15 protein-coding genes and 1 pseudogene are annotated in these 23965 nt (G+C 73.4%); 10 read left to right on the plus strand and 6 right to left on the minus strand.

Translation table 11 applies throughout. The features are described 5' to 3' along the window. Together AAT21_RS39290 and AAT21_RS37010 are read left to right on the plus strand one after the other, a co-directional pair. Positions 1-1306 (plus strand): annotated as a pseudogene (locus tag AAT21_RS39290) (SUKH-4 family immunity protein); the annotation flags it as partial. 165 nt (positions 1307-1471) lie between these two features. Further along, positions 1472-2344, plus strand: a complete 873-nt coding sequence (locus AAT21_RS37010; protein WP_046778904.1) for a DivIVA domain-containing protein — start codon at positions 1472-1474, stop codon at positions 2342-2344. A 140-nt stretch (positions 2345-2484) separates the two neighbouring features. Here the strand turns inward: AAT21_RS37010 and AAT21_RS23510 are convergent, their stop codons facing one another. From AAT21_RS23510 to AAT21_RS23520, 3 genes are all read right to left on the minus strand, one after another. After that, a complete protein-coding gene (locus AAT21_RS23510; RefSeq protein WP_046778905.1) occupies positions 2485-3042 on the minus strand; it encodes a hypothetical protein in 558 nt (185 codons plus the stop codon). Positions 3043-3044: 2 nt separating this feature from the next. Next, entirely contained in the window at positions 3045-3881 is an 837-nt protein-coding gene (locus AAT21_RS23515; protein ID WP_235439123.1) for a hypothetical protein, read from the minus strand. Between the two features lie 76 nt (positions 3882-3957). Beyond that, positions 3958-5571, minus strand: coding sequence for an MFS transporter (locus tag AAT21_RS23520; RefSeq protein WP_235439124.1), 1614 nt, complete (start codon positions 5569-5571; stop codon positions 3958-3960). Between the two features lie 339 nt (positions 5572-5910). Here AAT21_RS23520 and AAT21_RS23525 point away from each other — a divergent pair, with 339 nt between their 5' ends. Together AAT21_RS23525 and AAT21_RS23530 are read left to right on the plus strand one after the other, a co-directional pair. After that, positions 5911-6687, plus strand: a complete 777-nt coding sequence (locus tag AAT21_RS23525; protein ID WP_400753860.1) for an ABC transporter ATP-binding protein — start codon at positions 5911-5913, stop codon at positions 6685-6687. Continuing rightward, the gene (locus AAT21_RS23530) at positions 6684-9269 is read left to right on the plus strand and encodes an ABC transporter permease (RefSeq protein WP_046778907.1); all 2586 of its coding nucleotides are present in this window, start codon (positions 6684-6686) and stop codon (positions 9267-9269) included. Before AAT21_RS23525 ends, AAT21_RS23530 begins: the two co-directional genes overlap by 4 nt. Positions 9270-9368: 99 nt before the next feature. Here AAT21_RS23530 and AAT21_RS23535 read toward each other — a convergent pair whose 3' ends face one another. After that, positions 9369-10820: a DUF2079 domain-containing protein gene (locus tag AAT21_RS23535; RefSeq protein WP_046778908.1), complete on the minus strand. Its 1452-nt coding sequence runs from the start codon at positions 10818-10820 to the stop codon at positions 9369-9371. Positions 10821-11050: 230 nt separating this feature from the next. Between AAT21_RS23535 and mfd the strand changes: the two genes are divergently transcribed. From mfd to AAT21_RS23550, 3 genes are all read left to right on the plus strand, one after another. Further along, entirely contained in the window at positions 11051-14584 is a 3534-nt protein-coding gene (mfd, locus tag AAT21_RS23540) for a transcription-repair coupling factor (protein WP_046778909.1), read from the plus strand. Positions 14585-14743: 159 nt separating this feature from the next. Further along, positions 14744-15373, plus strand: coding sequence for a hypothetical protein (locus AAT21_RS23545; RefSeq protein ID WP_046778910.1), 630 nt, complete (start codon positions 14744-14746; stop codon positions 15371-15373). 56 nt (positions 15374-15429) lie between these two features. Then, positions 15430-16953, plus strand: coding sequence for a protein kinase domain-containing protein (locus AAT21_RS23550; RefSeq protein WP_235439196.1), 1524 nt, complete (start codon positions 15430-15432; stop codon positions 16951-16953). 12 nt (positions 16954-16965) lie between these two features. Here AAT21_RS23550 and AAT21_RS23555 read toward each other — a convergent pair whose 3' ends face one another. Beyond that, positions 16966-19344 carry a YfhO family protein gene (locus AAT21_RS23555; protein ID WP_046778912.1) on the minus strand — a complete coding sequence of 793 codons (2379 nt, stop codon included), beginning with the start codon at positions 19342-19344 and terminating at the stop codon, positions 16966-16968. Positions 19345-19537: 193 nt separating this feature from the next. Between AAT21_RS23555 and AAT21_RS23560 the strand changes: the two genes are divergently transcribed. Then, entirely contained in the window at positions 19538-20158 is a 621-nt protein-coding gene (locus AAT21_RS23560) for a SurA N-terminal domain-containing protein (RefSeq protein ID WP_046778913.1), read from the plus strand. A gap of 28 nt (positions 20159-20186) precedes the next feature. Next, positions 20187-21239 carry a nucleoside triphosphate pyrophosphohydrolase gene (locus tag AAT21_RS23565; RefSeq protein WP_046778914.1) on the plus strand — a complete coding sequence of 351 codons (1053 nt, stop codon included), beginning with the start codon at positions 20187-20189 and terminating at the stop codon, positions 21237-21239. A gap of 37 nt (positions 21240-21276) precedes the next feature. Here the strand turns inward: AAT21_RS23565 and AAT21_RS23570 are convergent, their stop codons facing one another. Beyond that, a complete protein-coding gene (locus tag AAT21_RS23570; RefSeq protein ID WP_235439136.1) occupies positions 21277-22491 on the minus strand; it encodes a globin domain-containing protein in 1215 nt (404 codons plus the stop codon). 153 nt (positions 22492-22644) lie between these two features. Between AAT21_RS23570 and AAT21_RS23575 the strand changes: the two genes are divergently transcribed. Continuing rightward, positions 22645-23922 carry a cytochrome P450 family protein gene (locus tag AAT21_RS23575; protein WP_046778915.1) on the plus strand — a complete coding sequence of 426 codons (1278 nt, stop codon included), beginning with the start codon at positions 22645-22647 and terminating at the stop codon, positions 23920-23922. Positions 23923-23965: the final 43 nt, after the last annotated feature.

Here is a 23965-nt window from a genome sequence, read left to right on the forward strand (position 1 = left end):
TGCCGCGACGATGCTGGCCGGTCCGGCGGTGACGGGGCAGCCGCCGGCGCCTCCGGGTCCGCCCGGGGCTCCGGGTGCGGGTGCGCCCCAGCCGCCCGGTCCGCCCGGTCCGCCGGGGGCTCCCGGTGGTGGTGCCCACCATGCCGCGACGATGCTCGCGGGTCCCGGTGTGCCGCAGCCGCCGGGTCCGCCCGGTGCTCCCGGTGCTCCCGGTGGTGGGCTGGATCATGCCGCGACCATGCTCGCCGGGCCCGGCGTGCCGCAGCCGCCCGGTCCCCCCGGGCCGCCGCCGGGAGGGCCCGTGGCGCAGCCACAGGCTCCGACGGGTGCGCCCACGGTCGGCCCCGGCTACCAGGCCGTGCTGCGCTACCGCGCTCCCGACGGCTCCGAGCAGCAGCTGATCCGCCGCTCGGCGCCCGGTAGCCCGCACCCGGAATGGCAGATCCTCTACGAGCTGCGCGCCATGAACGTGCCGCCGCAGCAGGTGCTGGAGCTGCACACCGAGCTGGAGTCCTGTGAGCTGCCCGGCGGTTACTGCGCCCGGATGATCCGGGAGACCTGGCCGCAGGTGCGGATCACCAGCGTGGCCCCGTACGGGAAGGACCATGCGGGCCGGCAGCAGGGCATGCGGCACCTGCTCACCCACCAGGGCGAGCTGCACCAGGTCGCCGACGGTCCGGCGCGCCCGGCGCCGGTGCGTGCGCCGCTGCCGCAGGTTCCGCTGCAGCCGGCGATCCCGCTGGAGGCCATCGGGCAGGAGCTGGCGGCGGCGTTCGGTCCGCAGGGCGTGTTCCGGTTCGACCAGCGGGCGGTGTCCCGTCAGGGTGTGCCGGAGATCGTGGCGCAGACGCTGATGTGGGCCGGTCTGCCGGTCGATTTCGGGCCGTTCTTCTGGGCGCAGGCGGTGCCGGGGCAGCCGGTGCCGACGCTGGCCGAGCTGGCGGCGCAGCGGCAGGTGCAGGCGGCGTCGGACGCCGGCTCGTACCTCGTGATCGGCAGCGACTTCGGCAAGGCGCTGTGCGTGCAGTACGGCACCGCGCACATCGTCGCGGTGCCGGTCGAGGGTGGTCCGGGCGGTGCTCCGGTACCGCCGCAGTTCGTGAATTCGAGCCTGCCGCAGTTCGTGCGCTCGATGGCGATGCTGGGTCACATGTGGCGGCTGCGCCAGCATCTGACGCCGGAGCAGGCGGGCCGCTGGACCGTCGATTTCCAGGCGAATCTGGCGGGCCTCGACAGTGCGGCGCTGTCGTCGCCGGAGAGCTGGTGGTCGGTGCTGCTGGAGCAGATGTGGGACGGGCTGTTGTGACGTCCGTCTGACGGCGGGTCGCGTGGCCGCATGGCTGCGCGGTCGCGTGATCCGTCGAGTGGCCGGGTCGGGACCCTTGGAGGGGGTCTCGGCCCGGCCATTCGGGCTTCAGGGATCAAATGGCGCATCCTTGACGGGAATCCCCGCGAGAGAGGCGCATCCAGGATGAGTGCACCCTTTGCGACCGTGCGCGGTCGCGGCTACCGCATGGAAGAGGTCGACCGGTATCTCGCCCGGCTGTCCGGGAGCCGTGACGAGGCGTGGGAGCGGGTGGCGCGGCTGACGGTCCTGGCCAAGCAGATGGAGGCGGAGGCGGCGCGGCTGCGTGAGGTGGTGGCCGGGCTCGCCCCCCAGACGTACGACGAGCTGGGTGAGCGGGCCCGGCGGATCCTGCTGCTGGCGGAGGAGGAGGCCGAGGCCGTACGGGCGGAGGCGCGGGCGGACGCGTCCGCGACGCTGGAGGCGGCCGGGGCGCGTGCCGAGCGGGTGGCGGAGCTGGCGCGCGGGGACGCGGAGGCGGTGCGGGAGCAGACCGAGGTCCGGGCGCGGCAGGGGCTGTCGCGGGCCGAGCGGGAGGCGGACGACCTGCGGGCGGGGGCGCGGCAGGACGCGTCGGCGTGGCGGGCGGACGCGGCGGCGGCGCTGGCGCAGGTGCGGAGGCGGGCGGAGGCGGCGCGGGTGGAGCGGGAACGGGAGCAGGGGGAGCGCTGGGAGGCGGCCGGGCGGGAGCTGGGGGCGCGGGAGGCGGAGCTGGAGGCGCGGCTCGCGGAGGCGGAGCGGTCCGCGGAGGCCGGGCTGGCGGAGGCGCGGCGGGGGTACGCGGAGGCGGAGGAGGCGGCCCGGCACGGCCAGGAGGATGCCGAGGCGCGGGCCGCGGAGCTGCTGGCGCAGGCGGGGGTGGCGCAGGAGCGGGTCTCGCGTGAGACGGAGCGGGTGCTGCGGGAGCATGCGGAGGCGCAGGAGGAGATGCGGGCGCACATGGCGCATGTGCGGGCGAGTCTGGCGGTGCTGACGGGGCGGGCTCCTGCGGAGGGCTGAGGCGCCTGCCGTGCCCTGCCGCCTGCCGCGCCCTTCCACCGGGCGGGCCGTTGCCCTGGCCGGGCGGGCCGGGGGCAGGCCGGGGCCGGGGTGGGTGCCGCAGCCCGCGCCGCCGCCCCGTTGGTCAGAAGCCCCGTTGGTCAGAAGAGGTCCCGGAGGGGTGGGTCCAGGAGCTGGTCGAGGCCTGCGACGGTGATGAGGCAGAGGAGGGCCGTCTCGCCCCGGTCGAGGCCGCCGGCCTCCCAGCCGCCGCCGCGGGTGCGCGAGATCACCGTGTCCGTGCCGGCCGTCCGCCGGACGAAGTGGCGGTGGAGGCGGTGGACCGTGAACGACAGGGTTCGTCCGTCGGCCAGGGTGAAGTGGATGCCCCGGCGGTGCGCCAGCAGGGATCTGCCCCGGGCGTGCGCTGTGAACGGCACGCCGTCGAGCCGGCCGTGGACGCCTCGGCGCATCCGGACCCGCATCCCGTACCAGGGGGTCGCGGCGTCGTCGATCTCCAGGACGGTGTTCTCGCCGAGGCGTAACTGCCAGCGCTCCCATGCCTCGGCCCTGGCGGTGGCGGTGAGGCGCCGGCCGGGCTCCCGGAAGAGCGTGTACGTGCCCAGGGGCGTGCGGATCTCGGCGTACCGGGCGCGGGTGTGCGCGGGGGCGAGCCAGGTCCGCCAGGGTGCGCGCCAGGACGGGGCCAGGGAGGACACCCTCAGTGCGCGGTGTGCTGGGCCGGGAGGGCGGGGCCCTCGTAGCGGTACGGGTCGCTGCGCAGGCCCCGGGACGTCGCCACCACCGTGAAGGGCGGCTTCGCCGACGGCGGCAGGGTGGCCGTAAGGGCGCCGGTCACGGGGTCGGGCCGGGCTTCGAGCGGGGTGTCGTCGACGGTGAGGCGGGCGTCGGTGAAGCCGCCGCCCTCGACGGTGAGGCGGTCGCCGGAGAGCGACGCACCGGTGATCACCGGGTTGGCGCGGGTGGCCATCTTGTTGACGAGGTAGGCGCCGGCCGGGGCTCCGGTCAGGGCCCAGATCTCCTCGGGCAGGCGGGGGAGTCCCGCGCCCACGTCGGCGAGGAAGAAGAGGACGACGTAGAGCATCGTGACCGCGCTGAGCGCGACGTACTGGAGGTCGACGAGGTCGGTGCGTCCGCTGTCGTTCGCGATGAGCTCCCGCATCGGCCGCCGGCCCGACGCGGTCGGCGGGGCCGCCGGCTTGGCCAGGGTGCCGCGTTCGACGCGCAGGCCGACGACCGCCTTGGCGGCGATCAGCGCCACGTACGGGCCGCCGAGCAGCGGCAGGTAGACCGTCGTCAGCGGCGACAGCGGGCCGTCGGGGCCCCGGAAGTACGACACGCCGCCCGCGGTGAGACCGTGGGCGAGGATGGTGAGCAGGAGCCAGACCAGGATCACCGTCCAGGCCAGGGCGAGTGCGGTCGAGGTGGAGAGCCGGCCGTCGCGGCCGGTGACGAAGGCCGGGTGGCGGCGCAGCCGCAGGCAGATCGGGCCGGCCAGCGCGGCCAGTAAGAGCAGTGCGCACAGTGCGGATGCCATGGTGTCCCCCCGGATGTCGGTGCTGCGTACGAGGGTCGCCGACTGCCCTGGTCATGACAAGACGACACGACGGACCTCAGTCGTCGCGCAGTTCGGGGAGGACCGGGAACCGGCGCGGGGCCACCAGGAGCAGGACGAGCAGTGCGGCGACGGCGGCGGCCGTGGCGCCGAGGAAGATGTGCTCCACGGCGGCGGCCACGGCCTCGCGCAGGTGGTCGGCGGCGGCGCGGGGGAGCAGCTCCGGGTGTTCGAGGGCCTTGGCGACATCGTCGAGGTGGCGCGGCAGTCCCGGTACGGGGGCGTCCGCCAGGCGGGCGGCGATGGTGGCGTTGGCGACGGCGGCGAGCAGGGCGGCGCCGACGCTCTGGCCGACCTGGCGGCAGAAGAGCACCGAGGCGGTGGTGGTGCCGCGTTCGGCCCAGCCCACGGTGGACTGGACCCCGACGATCAGCGGGAGCTGGAAGAGGCCGAGGGCGGCGCCGAGCAGCAGCATGATCAGGGCGGGCTGCCAGGGCCGGGCGGGGTACGGGAGCAGGGTGAAGGAGCACAGGACGGCGGCGGCCAGGGCGATGCCGACGGCCGCGCTGTTGCGGAAGCCGATGCGCCGGTAGACGTGCTGGCTGAGGGCGGCGGTGACGGGCCAGCTGAGGGTCATCACGGACATCACCAGTCCGGCGCCGACGGGTCCGAGGCCGAGTACGGACTGGGCGTAGGTCGGCATGAAGACCATCGGGGCGACCATCAGCAGGCCGAGGGCGCCCATGGCCAGGTTGACGGCGGCGATGGTGCGCCGGCGCCATACCCAGCCGGGCAGGATCGGCTCCTCGGCCCGCCGTTCCACCCGGACCACGACCGCGGCCAGTACGGCGCTCGCGCCCAGCAGGCCCAGGGAGGGGGCGGACAGCCAGGGCCAGGCGACCCCGCCCTGGACGAGGGCGAAGAGGAGGAGGCCGCCGCAGCAGAAGACGCCGAGGGCGCCGGCCCAGTCGACCGGGCCGCGGCGGCCGGGCGAGCGTACGGGTTCGGTCAGATGGCGGGTGATCATCCACAGGGCGAGGGCGGCCAGCGGCAGGTTGATCAGGAAGATCCACCGCCAGTGCGCGTAGGAGGCGAGGAGCCCGCCGAGGGCGGGGCCGGCCACGGCCGAGGTGGCCCAGACGCTGGACATGCGGGCCTGGATCCGCGGGCGTTCCGCCAGCGGGTACAGGTCGGCGGCCAGGGTCTGGACGGTGCCCTGGAGGGCGCCGCCGCCCAGGCCCTGGACGATCCGGAAGGCGATGAGGGCGGCCATGTTCCAGGCGGACGCGCACAGCAGCGAGCCGAGGAGGAACAGGGCGATGCCGAAGAGCAGGACGGGCTTGCGGCCGAAGGTGTCGGACAGCTTGCCGTAGACCGGCAGGGTGACGGTGACGGCGAGCAGGTAGCCGGAGAAGAGCCAGGAGAAGACGGAGAAGCCGCCGAGGTCGCCGACGATCTGGGGGACGGCGGTGGCGACGATGGTGCTGTCGAGGGCGACGAGGGCCATGCCGAGCATCAGCGAGACGACCACGGGGGTCGGGGGGCGTCCGGCCGGCCGGGCGGTGCCGGACGCGGTCGCGTCCTTGGCCGAAACCGCCGCACCCGGGGCGGTGCCGGCGGGCCCGGCGGGTATGCCGTCCGGGGCTCCGTCCGTGCTGTCCGCAGCGGGCACCGAGATTCCTTCCCCTTGCACGTAGTTGCGGGGGACACCATCTCACCGCCGCCCCGCGGGCGGTATCCCTCAGGCCGGGTAGTCCGAAGGGCGGACAACCCCTAGGGGTCCCTCCGCACTACGGGCCAGGGGTCTTTCCTCCCGGCGGAGGAGGTGGGGGCGTCCGGGGTCTTCTTGACTGGACCGTACGGACCGGGGGCGCGGGTGGGGTTAACCCCCGGGCGGATACGGCGACGGGCACCAGCGCGCGGCAGGGCCCACCGCCACAGACTTCATCACGGCGACGCAACGCACGCAGACGCACGCATTCGAAGAAGGAGACAGACCGTGACAACGGCAATGACCGAAACCAGGCACGGGGGTACTGGAGGGCATGCTGCCGTCGCGGCCCGGGCGCGGAAGGTCGTCAAGGCCTACGGCTCCGGGGAGACGCGGGTCGTCGCGCTCGACGACGTGGACGTGGACATCATGCGCGGCCAGTTCACCGCGATCATGGGCCCGTCGGGTTCCGGCAAGTCCACGCTGATGCACTGCCTCGCCGGCCTCGACACGGTGACCAGCGGGCAGATCCACCTGGACGACACCGAGATCACCGGGCTGAAGGACAAAAAGCTCACGCGGCTGCGCCGCGACCGGATCGGCTTCATCTTCCAGGCCTTCAACCTGCTGCCCACGCTGAACGCCCTGGAGAACATCACGCTCCCCATGGACATCGCGGGCCGCAAGCCCGACGCGCAGTGGCTGAACCGGGTGGTGGAGACCGTCGGCCTGGCCGGCCGCCTCAAGCACCGCCCGACCGAGCTGTCCGGCGGCCAGCAGCAGCGCGTGGCCGTCGCCCGTGCCCTCGCCGCCCGCCCCGAGATCATCTTCGGTGACGAGCCGACCGGAAACCTGGACTCCCGCGCGGGTGCCGAAGTCCTCGGCTTCCTGCGCCGTTCGGTGGACGAGCTCGGCCAGACCATCGTCATGGTCACCCACGACCCCGTCGCCGCCTCCTACGCCGACCGCGTCATCTTCCTGGCCGACGGCCGGATCGTCGACGAGATGCACGCGCCCACCGCCGACCAGGTCCTGGACCGGATGAAGGACTTCGACGCGCGCGGGCGGACCTCATGAGCAACACGGTCCTGAAGACCTCGCGGCGCAACTTCGTCGCGCACAAGGGGCGGATGGTCCTCTCGGCCGTCGCGGTCCTGCTGTCCGTCGCCTTCGTCTGCGGCACGCTGGTGTTCACCGACACGATGAACACCACCTTCGACAAGCTGTTCGCCGTCACCAACTCCGATGTGACCGTCAGCCCCAAGGCCGCCGAGAGCGGGGACGAGGCCCCCGACCGCGGCAAGCCGGAGATGCTGGCCGGCCCGGCCGTCGAGCAGGTCAGGAAGGCGCAGGGCGTCAAGAGCGCCGAGGGCGGCGTCGTCTCGATGGCCGTGACGGTGGTCAACGCCAGGAACGAGAACATGGGCTCGACCACCGGCGCCCCGACCATCGCGGGCAACTGGAGCGACAACGAGCTCAAGTCCATGAAGATCACCTCGGGGCAGGCGCCGCGCGGCCCCACCGAGGTGATGGTCGACGCCGACACCGCGAAGAAGCACGGCCTGAAGCTCGGTGACGAGCTGCGCACCATCGCCGTCACCGGCGACACCCGCGCCAGGATCACCGGTATCGCCACCTTCACCGTGACCAACCCGGGTGCGGCCGTCGTCTACTTCGACACGCCCACCGCGCAGCAGGCGCTGCTCGGTGCCGCCGACTCCTTCACGCACATCAACGTCACCGCCGCGGACGGGGTGAGCGACGAGCAGCTCAAGGCGAACATCGCGAGCGCCGTCGGCGCGGACACCTACAAGCTGCAGACCGCCAAGGAGGCCGCGGACGCCAACCGCAAGGACGTCGGCGCCTTCCTCGACGTGATGAAGTACGTGATGCTGGGCTTCGCCGGCATCGCCTTCCTCGTCGGCATCTTCCTGATCTTCAACACCTTCTCCATGCTGGTCGCCCAGCGCACCCGCGAGATCGGCCTGATGCGTGCCATCGGCGCCGACAGCGGGCAGGTCCTGAAGTCCGTGGTCGTCGAGGCCTTCCTGCTCGGCGTGGTCGGGTCGGTACTGGGTGTCGGCGCGGGCGTGGGCCTGGCCGTCGGCCTCATGGCCCTCATGGGCCAGATGGGCATGCAGCTGTCCACCGACGACCTGACCATCGCCTGGACCACCCCCGTCGTCGGCGTCGTCCTCGGCGTCGTGGTGACGGTGATCTCCGCTTTCGTCCCGGCCCGCCGCGCCGGCAAGGTCTCCCCGATGGCCGCGCTGCGCGAGTCCGGCACCCCGGGCGACAAGAAGGCCGGCCGGGTCCGGGCCGCGCTCGGCCTGGTCCTCACCGCCGTCGGCGGCGTCGCGCTCTACCTCGCCGCGGCCGCTGAGAAGGCCGCGGCCGGATCCCTGTGGCTGGGCCTGGGTGTCGTCCTGAGCCTCGTCGGCTTCATCGTGATCGGCCCGCTGCTCGCCGCGGGCGTGGTGCGGGTGCTCTCCGGCGTGGTCCTGCGGCCCTTCGGGTCCGTGGGCCGGCTCGCCGAGCGCAACGCCCTGCGCAACCCGCGCCGCACCGGCGCCACCGCCGCCGCGCTGATGATCGGTCTCGCACTGGTCGCCTGCCTGTCGGTGGTCGGCTCCTCGATGGTGGCCTCCGCGACCGACGAGCTCGACAAGTCCGTCGGCGCGGACTACATCGTCGCCTCCGAGTCCCGCCAGCCCGTCCTGCCGCAGGCCGAGCAGGCCCTGCGCGCCACCCCCGGCCTCGACCACGTCACCGCGTACCGCGAGGTGAAGGTCACGCTGACCGCGCCCGACGGCACCAGCGAGGAGACCGGCCTCGGCGCGACCGACCCGACGTACGCCAAGGACATCCGCCGCAAGATGATCGCCGGCGAGCACGCGGCGGCCTACGGCGCCGGCTCCATGTCGGTCGGCTCCCTCTACGCCACCAAGCACCACATCAAGCTCGGTGACGAGATGACCGTCGCCTTCACCGGCGGCAACACGGTCAGGCTGAAGGTCGCGGCGATCACCAGCGACGAGGGCAACATCGACAAGGGCATGAACTACATCAGCACCGAGACCGCCTGGGCGAACGTGCCCGCGGACCGGCTGCCGCTGCCCTTCATGCTGCTGGCCACCGCGAAGGACGGGCAGTCCGACGCCGCCGCGTACCAGTCCGTCAAGGCGGCCCTGGCCGAGTACCCGCAGTACGTGGTGCGCAACCAGGCCGACTACAAGCAGGCCCTGAAGGACCAGGTCGGCCAGCTGCTGAACATGGTCTACGGTCTCCTCGGCCTCGCGATCATCGTCGCGGTCCTGGGCGTCGTGAACACCCTGGCCCTGTCGGTGGTCGAGCGGACCCGCGAGATCGGCCTGATGCGCGCCATCGGCCTCTCCCGCCGCCAGCTGCGCCGCATGATCCGCCTGGAGTCGGTGGTCATCGCCCTCTTCGGCGCCCTCCTCGGCCTCGGGCTGGGCATGGGCTGGGGGGCCACCGCGCAGCAGCTGCTGGCGCTGGAGGGCCTGAAGGTCCTGGAGATCCCCTGGCCGACGATCACCGGGGTGTTCGCCGGATCGGCCTTTGTGGGCCTGTTCGCCGCCCTGGTCCCGGCCTTCCGGGCGGGACGGATGAACGTTCTGAACGCGATCGCGAGCGAGTAACCGGCGCCGCGTTCGTCACGGGGGTGGGCGCAGGCCCGGGACCAGGCGTCCCGGGCCTGCGCCCTTGTCCGTCCCGCGCCGGGGGCCCGGCGGGCCGGGTCAGCGGTCGGTGTTCCGCTGCATCAGGACGATCCCGCCGGCCTCGCCCACCAGGGTGTAGCGCTCGCCGGGGTGGAGCTGGGTGGCGTAGACGGTCGGGTCCTCGCCGGCCCACTTGTTGCCGTTGTCGATGGTGATCCAGTCGGGTACGACGCCCTTGCTGCCGCCGATCCACAGGACGCGGCAGCGGGAGGTCAGCCGGGTCAGCGGGGTGGTGTCGGCTTCCACGGTGGCCCCGTCGGGGATCCGGTCGAGGAGCTTTTCGATCGCGACGACCCGGTCGGGCTTCTCGTACGTGGCCGCCTCCGTGAGCTTGGCGGTCGGCATGCTGGTCATGGCCAGGGCGAGGGAGGCGGCGAGCACGGCCGTGGGCAGCTGGAGGGCGTAGGAGCGCAGCCAGGGGCGTTCGCCGCGGCGGACGGTGTCGATGGCGTCGACCAGGGCGAGGGCGACGACGGGCATCAGCACGGCGCTGTAGTGCCAGTCGGTGGACCAGTAGTGGTCGTCCCCGGAGAGGAACCGCCAGCCGAGGGTGGGGGCGGCGACCAGCAGCAGCGGAGAGCGCAGGGCGAGCAGGCCGGAGGTGGGGATCAGTACCCAGCCCAGCGTGGCCAGCTTGGTGCCGGCGCCGGCGAAGGGGCCGCCGCCCTCGATCTTGTGCCAGTAGCCGTAGCCCTCGGCCGCGAAGGCCGGTATGAACACGGTGAACACCAGGACGGCGAACACGCAGGCGGCCGCGGCGATGCCGAGCGCGGTCCAGGCGGTGCGCCGGTCGGTGGTGCGGCTGCGCCAGGCCACCACCACGGCCAGGGCGGCCAGCGTGAAGCCGAGGTCCTCCTTGACCAGGATCAGCGGCAGCCCCCACAGCAGGGCGGCCCGCCAGCGCCGGGCCAGGACCGCCTCCAGGGCGAAGGCCAGCAGCGGCACGGCGAAGGCGATCTCGTGGAAGTCGAACTCCACCGCCCGCTGGATGCCCCAGGACAGGCCGTACGCGACTCCGACGGCGATCCCGCGGGCCCGGCCCAGGAGCCGTCCGGCCGCCCGGGTGACGGGGACGGCGGAGAGGGCGAACAGCGCGGCCTGGACGACCAGCAGCGTGACCGGCCCGGGGAAGACCCGGTAGACGGGGGCGACGAGCGCGATGACCGGGCTGAAGTGGTCCCCGAGGATGTTGGCCCCCGGCCCCTTCAGGTCGGCGACGGGCTCCTGGAGATGGGCGTACGCGCGGATCGCCTGCTCGAAGATCCCCAGGTCCCAGGAGGCCCAGTCCATACGCCGGAACCGGCCGACGGACAGCACGAGGTAGACGAGGAAGAGCCCGGCGGCCACCGCCCAGGGGCCGGCCCAGCGGGGTGCGGCCGCCCTCGTCGGGGCCTGGGCCGCCGGTGCCGGGCGGGCTATGGCATCGCTCGTCACGGACTCGTGCTCCTCGGCCGTTCGGCGTGAACTCATGCGGAAAAGGACGCGGCGAGCTCAGGGGGTGGTTACGTGAACATCGTAAAGCGGGAGCAACGTCACAAGGGCGATGAGGGTCCGGGCCCGCGCCGTGGCCCGAATCCCTCGCGCGCCGGTGTGGGCTCCGTCGTAGGGTGGGAACCCCCGGCCCGTACGACGTGTCGGGTCCTTCGCGTTGCCCCCTCACGCCCGCCAGCCCCAGATCTCACCGGACGGAAAGCCTCCTCATGAGCCTGCACGGACTGCTCGACGCCGTCACCCGGGACGCCGCCCTCACCGAGGCGGTCACCGCGGCCGGTGACGGCAACCGCATGCACGTGGACCTCGTCGGACCGGCCGCCGCGCGGCCCTTCACGATTGCCGCGCTCGCCCGGCGGACCGAGCGGACCGTGCTGGCGGTCACCGCCACCGGGCGGGAGGCCGAGGACCTGGCCGCGGCGCTGCGCTCCCTGCTGCCGCCCGACGAGGTGGCCGAGTACCCGTCCTGGGAGACGCTGCCGCACGAGCGGCTGAGCCCGCGCAGCGACACCATGGGCCGCCGGCTCGCCGTACTGCGCCGCCTGGTGCACCCCAGCAAGGACGACCCGGCCGCAGGGCCCGTGAGCGTGATCGTCGCCCCCGTCCGGTCCGTGCTCCAGCCTCAGGTCAAGGGCCTGGGGGACCTCGTACCGGTGAGCCTGCGGCAGGGCACGGCCGCCGATCTGGGCGAGGTCACCGAGGCCCTGGCGGCGGCCGCGTACGTCCGTGTGGAGCTGGTCGAGAAGCGCGGCGAGTTCGCCGTGCGCGGCGGCATCCTCGACGTCTTCCCGCCCACCGAGGAACACCCGCTGCGCGTGGAGTTCTGGGGCGACGAGGTCGAGGAGATCCGCTACTTCAAGGTCGCCGACCAGCGTTCCCTGGAGATCGCCGAGCACGGCCTGTGGGCGCCGCCCTGCCGGGAACTGCTGCTGACGGACGCCGTGCGGGAGCGGGCCCTGGCCCTTGCCGAGGCGCACCCGGAACTCGGCGAACTCCTCGGCAGAATCGCCGAGGGGATCGCGGTGGAGGGCATGGAGTCCCTCGCCCCGGTCCTCGTCGACGACATGGAGCTGCTGATCGACGTGCTGCCCGCCGGGGCGATGGCCGTCGTCTGCGACCCCGAGCGGGTACGGACCCGGGCCGCCGACCTCGTCGCGACCAGCCAGGAGTTCCTGATGGCCTCCTGGGCGGCCACCGCGGGCGGCGGCGAGGCCCCCATCGACGTCGGCGCGGCCTCGCTGCGGGGCATCGCGGACATCCGCGACCGGGCCCGCGAACTCGGCATGATGTGGTGGTCGGTCTCCCCGTTCGCAGCCGACGACACCGACCTGGCCGCCGACACCCTCAAGCTCGGCATGCACGCCCCGGAGGCCTACCGCGGCGACACCGCCCGCGCGCTGGCCGACACCAAGGGCTGGATCGCCGACGGCTGGCACACCGTCTACCTGACCGAGGGCCACGGCCCGGCCGCCCGCACCGTCGAGGTGCTCGCCGGCGAGGGCATCGCCGCCCGGCTGGAGCCGGACCTGGGCGCCCTGGAGCCGAGCCTGGTCCACGTCGCCTGCGGGTCGGTCGACACCGGCTTCGTCGACCCGGTCCTGCGCCTGGCGGTGCTCACCGAGACCGACCTGACCGGGCAGCGCACCGCCACCAAGGACCTCGGCCGGATGCCGACCCGCCGCCGCAAGACGATCGACCCGCTGACCCTGGAGGCCGGCGACTACATCGTCCACGAGCAGCACGGTGTGGGCCGCTACGTCGAGATGGTCCAGCGCACGGTGCAGGGCGCCACCCGCGAGTACCTGCTGGTGGAGTACGCGCCGGCCAAGCGCGGGCAGCCTGGCGACCGCCTCTACATCCCCACCGACCAGCTGGAGCAGGTCACCAAGTACGTCGGCGGCGAGGCCCCGACCCTGCACCGGCTCGGCGGCGCCGACTGGACCAAGACCAAGGCGCGCGCGAAGAAGGCGGTCAAGGAGATCGCCGGCGACCTCATCAAGCTCTACAGCGCCCGCATGGCGGCCCCCGGGCACACCTTCGGCCCCGACACCCCCTGGCAGCGCGAGCTGGAGGACGCCTTCCCGTACGCCGAGACGCCCGACCAGCTCACCACCATCGCCGAGGTCAAGGAGGACATGGAGAAGTCGGTCCCCATGGACCGGCTGATCTGCGGCGACGTCGGCTACGGCAAGACCGAGATCGCGGTCCGGGCGGCCTTCAAGGCGGTCCAGGACGGCAAGCAGGTCGCCGTCCTCGTGCCGACCACGCTCCTCGTGCAGCAGCACTTCGGGACCTTCTCCGAGCGCTACAGCCAGTTCCCGGTCAACGTGAAGGCGCTGTCCCGCTTCCAGAGCGAGACCGAGTCGAAGGCGACCCTGGAGGGGCTGAAGGAGGGCTCGGTGGACGTGGTCATCGGCACCCACCGGCTGTTCTCGCAGGAGACCCGCTTCAAGGACCTGGGCCTGGTCATCGTCGACGAGGAGCAGCGCTTCGGCGTCGAGCACAAGGAGCAGCTGAAGAAGCTGCGGGCCAACGTCGACGTGCTGACGATGTCCGCGACGCCGATCCCGCGCACCCTGGAGATGGCGGTGACCGGCATCCGCGAGATGTCGACGATCACCACCCCGCCGGAGGAGCGCCACCCGGTGCTCACCTTCGTCGGCCCGTACGAGGAGAAGCAGATCGGCGCGGCCATCCGCCGGGAACTGCTGCGCGAGGGGCAGTGCTTCTACATCCACAACCGGGTCGAGTCCATCGACCGGGCGGCGGCCAAGCTGCGTGAGATCGTGCCCGAGGCGCGGATCGCGACGGCGCACGGCCAGATGTCGGAGCAGGCGCTGGAGCAGGTCGTCGTCGACTTCTGGGAGAAGAAGTTCGACGTGCTGGTCTCCACCACCATCGTCGAGTCGGGCATCGACATCTCCAACGCCAACACCCTCATCGTCGAGCGCGGCGACAACTTCGGCCTCTCGCAGCTGCACCAGCTGCGCGGACGCGTCGGCCGCGGCCGCGAGCGCGGATACGCGTACTTCCTGTACCCGCCGGAGAAGCCGCTGACGGAGACCGCGCACGAGCGGCTCGCGACGATCGCCCAGCACACCGAGATGGGCGCGGGCATGTACGTGGCGATGAAGGACCTGGAGATCCGCGGCGCGGGCAACCTGCTCGGCGGCGAGCAGTCCGGTCACATCGCGGGCGTCGGCTTCGACCTGTACATCCGCATGGTCGGCGAGGCGGTGGCCGACTACCGGGCCGCGGTCGAGGGAGGGGTGGAGGAGGAGCCCCCGCTGGAGGTCAAGATCGAGCTGCCGGTCGACGCGCACGTCCCGCACGACTACGCGCCGGGCGAGCGGCTGCGCCTGCAGGCGTACCGGTCCATCGCCTCGGCCGCCTCCGAGGCGGACATCAAGGCCGTGCGCGAGGAACTCACCGACCGCTACGGCAAGCTGCCGGAGCCGGTGGAGAACCTGCTGCTGGTGGCCGGGCTGCGGATGCTGGCGCGGGCCTGCGGGGTCGGCGACATCACCCTCCAGGGCAACAACATCCGCTTCGGCCCGGTCGAGTTGCGCGAGTCGCAGGAGCTGCGCCTGAAGCGCCTCTACCCGGGGACGGTGCTCAAGCCCGCCACCTCGCAGGTGCTGGTCCCCCGCCCCAAGGCGGGCCGGATCGGCGGCAAGCCGGTGGTCGGCCGGGAACTGCTGGCCTGGACCGGCGAGTTCCTCACCACCATCCTCGGCTCGTAGCGACGCCGCTCCCCGGCGGTCCGGGACCCACCGGTCCCGGACCCGGCGGGGGCTGTGCTGCGACCCTGCAACGGTTGCGTGCATCCCCTCACTGATGGCCGGGAACGCTGTATACCCTCAGTTCCGATATCTCTTCCGCACGGCCCGTCAGGAGCAGCGATGCACGGCCCCGGCCTTCCGCCGCAGCACGCCCCCCAGTCCACCTCGGGCGGTGTCGTGGCACTGCGCGTGGTGTTCATGCTGCTGCCCGTCCTGAGCTGCGGCTTCCTGGCCTGGGGCTCGATGCTGCGGCTGGCGCTGGTCACCCGCAGGTCCCGGGACTGGGGGCTGCTGGTGCTCAGCGGTGTGCTCGCGGTCGTCTGGATGACGCTGATCCAGATCGACCCCACGCCCGACGTCAACGGCTGGCAGGGCAACCTCGGCGCCGGTGGCTCGATCCTCACCGGTTTCGCGGTCTGCGTGTACTTCCTGGTCGCCGACATCAAGCACCACGAGGCCCTGCGGTCGGTGGTGCCCGCGCCGTGGTACCCGGGGCAGCCCGCGTCCTACGGCCACCCGCAGCAGACCTCGCCCTCCTACGGCTACCCGCACTCCACGGCCCCGACCGTGATCTCGGGCCAGACCCCGGCCGTCCCGCAGGTGCCGCCGCAGCCGACGCCGCCCCCGCGCATCGGGCAGGTCCGGGCCGAACTCGACGAGCTCAGTGAGCTGCTGCGCAAGCAGACCCCGCCGCCCGGCGGCCACCACCAGGACCCGAACCAGACCGCCTTCCGGGACCCGCAGCAGTGACCGACCGCCTCATCGGAGACCGCTACCAGCTGGCGAGCGTCCTGGGACAGGGCGGCATGGGCCAGGTCTGGACGGCCTACGACCGGCGCCTGGACCGGCGGGTCGCCGTCAAGCTGCTGCGCCCGGACAAGGTCGCCGGTCCCGGCACCGTCGCGGAGGAGCTGCGCCGCCGTTTCGTGCGCGAGTGCCGGGTCACGGCGCAGGTGGACCACCCGGGCCTGGTCACCGTCCATGACGCGGGCAGCGACGGTGACGAGCTGTTCCTCGTGATGGGCTACGTCGAGGGCTCCGACCTCGCCGACCACCTGGCCGCGCACAGCCCCTACCCGTGGCAGTGGGCGGTCGCGGTCGTCGCGCAGCTGTGCTCGGTGCTGTCGGCCGTGCACGCCGTGCCGATCGTCCACCGCGACCTGAAGCCGCGCAACGTGATGGTCCGTCCGGACGGCACCGTCCTGGTCCTCGACCTCGGCGTGGCCTCGGTCATGGACACCGACACCACCCGCCTCACCAGCACCGGAACGCCCATCGGCAGCCCGGCGTACATGGCGCCCGAGCAGGCGATGAGCGGCGCGGTGGGCCCGTACACCGACCTGTACGCGCTCGGCGTGCTCCTGTACGAACTCCTCAGCGGCAACGTCCCCTTCGCCGGGTCCACCGCTCTCGGGGTGCTGCACCGGCACCTGTACGAGCCCCCGGTCCCGGTCCGCCCGCAGCGCCCGGAGGTCCCGCAGGAGCTGGAGGTGCTCCTGATGCGCCTCCTCGCCAAGGACCCGCAGGACCGGCCGTCCTCCGCGCAGGAGGTCTACGAGGCCCTCGCCCCGCTGCTGCCGGCCCCGGGCGGCCGCGGTGCCTCCGGCCCGCTCGACCCGACGCGGCCCTTCGTACGGCCCCAGGCGCCCTGGCCGGACCGGGCCGCGGTGATCCCGCCGCGGCCGGCCACCCCGCCGACGTCCACGCCGACGGGCACCCCAGTGCCGCCGACGCCCACGTCCGCGCCGACGCCGACGCGGACCCCCGCGCCGGTGCCGCAGAAGCCCGACATCCCGGGCGCGGTGGACCAGGCCCGCACGCTCCTGGACCAGGGCCGGCTCACGCAGGCCGTGGACATCCTCGGCGGGATCCTCCCGGCCGCGGCCGCCGAGCACGGCGAGCACTCGCCGGTGGTCCGCTCCCTGCGCAAGCAGTACGCGGCCACCCTGATGGACGACGGCCAGTACCGCCGGGCCCTGCCCGAACTGCGCCGCCTCGCCGAGGAGTTCCCCGCGGGCGACCCGCAGGCCCTGCGGTTCCGCTACGACGCGGCGCAGTGCCTGGAGCAGCTGGGCGAACCGGCCGCCGCCCTGGCGGAGTACCGCTCGCTGCTCCCGTACTTCGAGAACCGCTACGCCAATCCGGACCAGGCGCTGCCGCTGGAGATCCGCCGCCGGATCGCGCACCTGCTGCTCTCCCTCGGCGACCGGCCGGCGGCCCACGACACCCTGGCCCGGCTGCTGTTCGACGCGGAGCGCCTGCACGGTCCGGCCCATCCCTTCCCGTCGGAGATACGCCGCACGCTGCAGTGGCTGAGCCAGGTCCGCTGACGGGCCGGCCGCTCAGGCCCGCCGGCGGGAGCCGCGGGCCCTGACCGCGGTGACCGCGGTGACCGCGAGCAGGGTCAGGGCCGCCCCGGCGACCGTCAGCCCGGGGAGCAGCCCGGGCGGCCGGAAGGAGCAGGTGACCTGTGTGGTGCCGGGGGTGAGGGGGACCGCGACCAGCCCCAGGTGGGATGCGGCGGGTCGGCCGTTGCAGGTCCAGCCGGCGATCGCGGGGACGGAGAGGACCGCCGTGCCGGTGGTGCCCGCGGGCAGGTCGGCCCGGATGCCGGAGGAGCCGGCCCGGACCGAGGTCGCGGCCGTGGCGCGCAGGGCGGCCACCGCCGCGTCGAGGCGGCTGCGGTCCAGGCAGGACAGGGTCCAGCGGGGCGGCGGGGCCGCGTCGAAGACCAGCGCCGACGAGGCGCCGCGGGAGGGCCCCATCGGCTGGAGGGCCGCCCGGCTGCGGGGGGCGTTGCCGTTCAGCCGGAAGGCCGGGCCGTCGGCGAGGCGGGCCGTGGCGTTGTACTCCGGCGCCCACAGGTAGGCCTCGGTGCCCGCGCGGCAGACACCGGGGGCGAGCGGGTCCTCGTACACGCGGGCGCCCAGCAGGAGTTCCTGGTTGGCGAAGGGCGAGTCGCCGTAGGAGCCGGGCGCGCCGGGCGTGCCGGATGCGCCGGGCGGGCGGGTCGTCACCAGCGGCGGAACCTCGGCGCGCAGCACCGAGCCGTCCGGCCGCAGGCGCGCGCCGACCGCGAACACGGCGTCGGTGACCGGGTTGTCGATGCTCTGCACGTTGCGGCCGCGCGAGGTCCAGCCGGCGCCGAGCGCGGCCATCGTCCGCGTGAACACCTCGGGGGTGTGGCTGCTGTAGTACGAGCCGCCCTCCCCGCCCAGCAGCAGCGGGTCGTTGCCCGACAGGGCGGGCCGGCCGGGGTCCGTGCGGTACGCGGGCCAGCCCCCGGCCGCCGCCAGGGCCGCGGCGCGCGCGGTGTGGGAGGCCCCCCAGGACGGGTAGTCGTCGAGGCCGCCCAGTTTGCCCTTGTGGCCGAAGGCGGTGGTCGCCGCCGCCTGCGCGAGCAGGACCAGGGCCAGCAGTCCGGCCGCGGGCAGCGCCGCCCGCCGGTGGCGCAGCGCCCACCAGGCCGCGCCCGCCGCCACCAGGCCGCCCGCGAACAGCGCGTACCCCCAGGCCGTGGTCAGGGTGCTGGTGCGCGCCCACAGGGCGGCGGCGGCCAGGACGCCCGCGCCCGCGGCCAGTGCCGTCGGCCGCGGCGGCCCGCCGGCGAGTGCGGTCCAGGCGGCGATGACGGCGATCCCGGCGAGGACGAAGGTCTGCCGGTACGGGCTGCCGTTCGGGGTGGCGAACAGGTGCCAGGCCAGATGGGTCGGCGCCCACTGCAGGGAGAGCGCCACGGCCGCCGTCAGTCCCGTCCACCACAGCCGGTGGCGCGGCGGCACCGTCCGGTGGAAGGGCAGCGCGGCGACCAGCAGCAGCGTGCCGGTGCCGACGAAGACGGCGGGGGAGGAGAAGGAGTACGTCCCCGGCAGCAGCCGGGCGAAGAGGTCCGCCCACGGCACCGGCCGGAACTCCTTCACCCACCCCGGGTAGGCCTGCCCCGAGCTGAGGAACAGCGGGAGCAGGACCGGCGCCGCCAGCGCGATGCCCAAGGCGGTGCTCCCGGCCGCCCGGGCGATCACCGCGGTCCGGGTCCGCAGACCCTCCCGGGTCAGCACCACCCGTACCAGCAGCACCAGAGCGGCGCCGAGCGTCGCCATGTAGGCGGTGTAGAAGTTCGCGGTCCAGCAGACGGCGACGACCAGCGGGGCGAGCAGCACCCGCCGCCCGCGCAGCGCCCATTCACCGGTCAGGCACAGCAGCGGGAAGGCGATCAGGCCGTCCAGCCACATCGGGTTGTAGGAGGCCTCGATCACCGACCAGCCGCACAGCGCGTAGGAGGCCCCGAGCAGTCCGGCCGCCCACCACGGCCCCCGGCGGAGGGTGCGCAGCAGCCAGGCCATGGCCGCCGCGGCGGCCGCCGTCCTGAGGACGGTGACGACGTACACGGCCAGGTCGATGCCGGAGCGCGGGAAGACCGCGACGAGGACGGAGAACGGGCCGGTCAGGTAGGTGCCGAGGTCGGGCAGGAAGCTCGTGCCGTAACCGGACTGCCAGTTGAACAGCAGCCCGCCCTGCGCGCGGCCGTGCAGGAGGTCCCACAGGTGCGCGTGGAAGGGCACGAACTGATTGCCGAGGTCGTTGACGCTGCGGTGGCGCGGTCCGTACGGGAAGACGCGGGCGGCGGCGTCCCCCGCGCACACGGCCACCGCCGTGAGCAGGGCGGCGAGCGCCGAACCGGACGGACTGCGGTGGCGCGGCGAGCGGTGCGGTGTCGACATGGTGGGCCGACCCTGGCAGCACCGGGGGAAGCGGGAGTGGCCGCGGAATGGCTGCGACACGAACAGACACGTACCCCGGACACCCTGCGAATCGTTGGTCGAAGCGGTGGCCCGGGCCACCCTTACTGCATACCATCGATCACCGCACGGCCCTTGTGCATTGACGCACAATCTCCCGGCCCTGGAGGCTCCTTTGCACCGTCGCACTGCGCTCTCCGTCTCCGCCGCCCTGCTCGTGGCGGCGCCCCTGCTGTCCGCCTGCTCGGGCGAGACCCGGCCCGGCACCGCGGCCGTCGTCGGCGGTGAACGGATCACCACCTCCGCGCTCCAGGCCCAGGTGAACGACGTCCGCACCGCCCAGAACCGGTCCGAGCAGGCCGCGACCCTCATCGCCAACACCCCGCAGCTGGAGAGGATCAAGCTCGGCAAGATGATCCAGCTGCGGGTGCTGGAGCGGGCGGCCGAGGACGCGGGCCTTTCCGTCACGACCAAGGAGATCGAGGACGCCCGCAGGGCGCAGGAGGGCGACAGGGGCGCGGCGGCGCTGGAGCAGATGGCCCTCCAGGCCCGCGTCCCGCTGGCGCCCGGGCAGATCGACGAGGACCTGCGCTTCCGGCTGCTGCTCGACAAGCTGAGCGAGCGCTTCGGCGAGGACCGGATCATCGAGCCGCTCACCAAGGCGTCGGACGCCCTCGACATCGAGGTGAACCCGCGCTACGGGGCCTGGGACGCCAAGCAGGTCGGCCTCGGCCCGGTGGAGACCCCCTGGATCACCCAGCGGACCCGGCCCGAGCAGCAACCCGCCGGAGCCTGAGGTCCTGCGGCGGAGGTAGGTTCGGAGGGTGACCGACCACTCCCAGCCCACCGTCCCGGCCGAGCCCACCGGCCGTATCGTCCTGCTGACCACCAGCCACCGGGTCGCCCCCGGGGTGCTGTCCTGGCCGGCGTGGCAGATCCTGCACGCCGCGGACCGGGTGCTGTGCGCCGACCCCGGCCACCCGCAGCTGCCGTACCTGCGGGAGGCGGGCGTCGCGGTCGAGCACACGGCCCCGGACGCGCACGCGCTGGTGGAGGCCTGCGCGGGCGGCCGTACGGTCGTGGTGCTCCCTGGCGGGGAGGGCGACCAGCGGCTCACCGACGGGCTGGCACGGCTGGCCGGCTCCGGCCGGGTCTCCATGCCCGACCTGGAGCTGCTCCCCGGTTCCTACGACCTGCCGGGCGCCCGCCTGCTCGACCTGGTCCAGGTCATGGACCGGGTCCGCCGCGAATGCCCGTGGACCTCCCGGCAGACCCACCGGGGCCTGGCCAAGTACGCGATCGAGGAGGCGTACGAGCTCGTCGAGGCGATCGAGGACGGGGACCGGGAGGAGCTGCGCGAGGAGCTCGGCGACGTCCTGCTCCAGGTGGTCTTCCACGCCCGGATCGCCGAGGAGGGCCTCCCGGACGGCGCCGAGGCGGAGGACGGTGACGAGGAGGACGCCGGCGAGGCGGCCCTCGGGGCGTTCTCCATCGACGACGTGGCGGGGGCCCTGGTGGAGAAGCTGATCCACCGGCACCCGCACGTATTCGGCGACGCCGAGGCCGAGACCCCGGAGGACGTCCACGCGCACTGGCAGCGCACCAAGGCGGTGGAGAAGCGGCGGGAGTCCGTCACCGACGGGATCCCGGTGGGCCAGCCGGGCCTGGCGCTCGCGGCCAAGCTCGCGGGCCGGGCCCGCGCGGGCGCGGTGGCCGTGGAGCTGCCGCGCGGCGACGGCATCGGGTACGAGCTGCTGGAGCTGGCGGCGCGCGCCGAGGCGCAGGGCGTCGACCCCGAGACCGCGCTGCGCGCGGCGGCCCGCGTCTACCGGGACGCGATCCGGGCGGCCGAGGGCCTCGGGGCGCCCGCGCGGTAGCTTCCCCGGCCCCCCGGCCCCCCGGGCCCTCGTCCTCTCAGTACTCCTTCGGGGCGCGGGCGGAGGGGTTGTGCCAGTGCGGTGCCGGGCGGTTCAGGAACCATTCGCCGAAGCCCAGCGGACGGCCCGGCTGTTCGTGGCCGGGACCCCCGGCGGGTATGGAGTCGTGGAAGAGCCGGGCCGGGCGGGCGCCGAGTTCCTCCAGGAGACGCGCGGTCTCGTCGATGAACTGCGCCGGCCCGCTGAGGTAGACGTCCTGGTCGGGCCACAGGCCCCGGTTGCTCAGGGCCGTCGCGAGCCGGTCGGTGGCCTCGTTGCGGTGCCGGCCGGGGGCGGGCGTGATGTAGGTGACGTCGAGCCACCCGCAGGAGGTGCCGTAGGCGTCGATGAGCGGGCGGTCGTAGAGGTGCGCGCCGTCCCGGGCCACCACGAAGAGCCGTACGTCCTGGTCGGGCGGCCGGTCCGCGAGTTCCTCCAGCAGGGCGCGGATCGGGGCCCAGCCGGTGCCGGCGGCGATCAGGCTGACCGGGCGGTCCGAGCGGCGGAAGGTCAGCTGCCCGCCCGCGGCGCCGAGCCTGAGGACCTCGCCGGGCTGCGTCTCGCGGACCAGGGCGGTGCTGAGCCGCCCGCGGTCGATCCGGCTGACGTGCAGGTCGACGGTGCCGTCGGGGCGAGGGGCGTTGCCGATGGAATACGTGCGCCAGGTGCGGGGGACCCGCTCGCTGCTCACGCTCGTGTACTGGCCGGGGAGATAGGGGAAGGGGGCGTGCGGCCGCAGGGTCAGCACGCCGATGTCCTGCCCGTACTGGAGGTGGCGTACGACCTCCGCGTCCCACCACGGCGGGTCCTCGCTCGCGTCGGCCCCGGCGAGCATCGCGTCGGCGATCACCTGGTAGGCCTCGGTCCAGGCCTTCTCCACCTGCGGGGTCCAGGCGTCGCCGGAGGTCGCGGCGAGTGCGGCGAGCAGGCTGGAGCCCACGACCGCGTAGTGCTCGGGGCGGACCAGGAACTTGCGGTGGTCGCGCCCGAGGCCGTGCAGGTAGGGGCGGATGCCGGCGTCGTCGTCGAGGCGGGAGACGACGTGGGTGAGCGCGGCGAAGAGCCGGTCCCGCTGGCGTTCCATGTCCTCGGAGGAGACCGGGAAGAGGTCACGGACTCCGGGGTTGTGCCAGAAGAGGTGTGAGTAGAAGAACTTGACCGCGTGTTCGGCCCTTCTCTCCACCACCGCGAAACTGCTTTTCAAGATCCTCACGTCCACACATCCGAAAGTAGGAGTGCCGGACGGTGCGAGGTCAAGCGTTGTCCGATCTGCGGACAGCCGCGACCAAGCAGTCATATCGGATGAGGGATCGGCGGGCCGCGGCCCGCGCGGGTCCGCCGGTGCGCGGCGGTTACTGTCGGGGACATGCACGATCAGTCGTCCACTCCCTCCGTCGGCGCGGCGCCCGAACTCTTCACGTGGGAGTTCGCGACCGACCCCTATCCGGCCTACGCGTGGCTGCGCGAGAACGCCCCGGTGCACCGCACCCGGCTCCCCAGCGGGGTCGAGGCCTGGCTGGTCACGCGCTACGCGGACGCCCGCCAGGCCCTCGCCGACCAGCGGCTCAGCAAGAATCCGGCGCACCACGCGGAGCCCGCGCACGCCAAGGGCAAGACCGGGATCCCGGGGGAGCGCAAGGCGGAGCTGATGACGCATCTGCTGAACATCGACCCGCCGGACCACACCCGGCTGCGGCGCCTGGTGTCGAAGGCGTTCACCCCGCGCAGGGTCGCCGAGTTCACCCCGCGGGTGCAGGCGCTCACCGACCACCTGATCGACGCCTTCGCGGGGCGGGGTGAGGCGGACCTCATCCACGAGTTCGCCTTCCCGCTCCCCATCTACGCCATCTGCGAGATGCTCGGAGTACCGCGGGAGGACCAGGACGACTTCCGCGACTGGGCCGGCATGATGATCCGCCACGGCGGCGGGCCGCGCGGCGGGGTCGCCCGGTCGGTGAAGCAGATGCGGACCTACCTCGGTGAACTCATCCATCGCAAAAGGGATGATCTGGGCGACGACCTGATCTCCGACCTGATCCGGGCGAGCGACCACGGTGACCACCTGACGGAGGGCGAGGCCACCGCGATGGCCTTCATCCTGCTCTTCGCCGGCTTCGAGACCACCGTGAACCTCATCGGCAACGGCGTCCACTCCCTCTTCATGAACCCCGTCCAGCGTGAGCGCCTGCAGGCCTCCCTGGCCGCCGGTGAGAGCGGACTGCTGGCCACCGGCGTGGAGGAACTCCTGCGCTACGACGGGCCCGTGGAGCTGGCGACGTGGCGCTTCGCCACCGAGCCGCTGACCCTCGGCGGCGAGCGGATCGAGACCGGCGACCCGGTCCTGGTCGTCCTCGCGGCCGCCGACCGGGACCCCGCACGGTTCGCCGATCCGGACACCCTCGACCTCTCCCGGACCGACAACCAGCATCTGGGGTACGGGCACGGCATCCACTACTGCCTGGGCGCGCCGCTCGCCCGGCTCGAAGGACAGACCGCCCTCGCGACCCTGCTGACCCGCCTGCCTGATCTGGAACTCGCCGTTCCGGCCCAAGACCTGCGCTGGCGTGGGGGGTTGATCATGCGAGGGCTACGTACTCTTCCCGTTCGCTTCACGGCTCAAAACACTTCCTCAACATCTGATTAAAAGTCAGATTCCGCTTGAACTTGTGACAATCGTTCGAAGGCCG

Source organism: Streptomyces yangpuensis (assembly GCF_001005295.1).
GTDB lineage: Bacteria > Actinomycetota > Actinomycetes > Streptomycetales > Streptomycetaceae > Streptomyces > Streptomyces yangpuensis.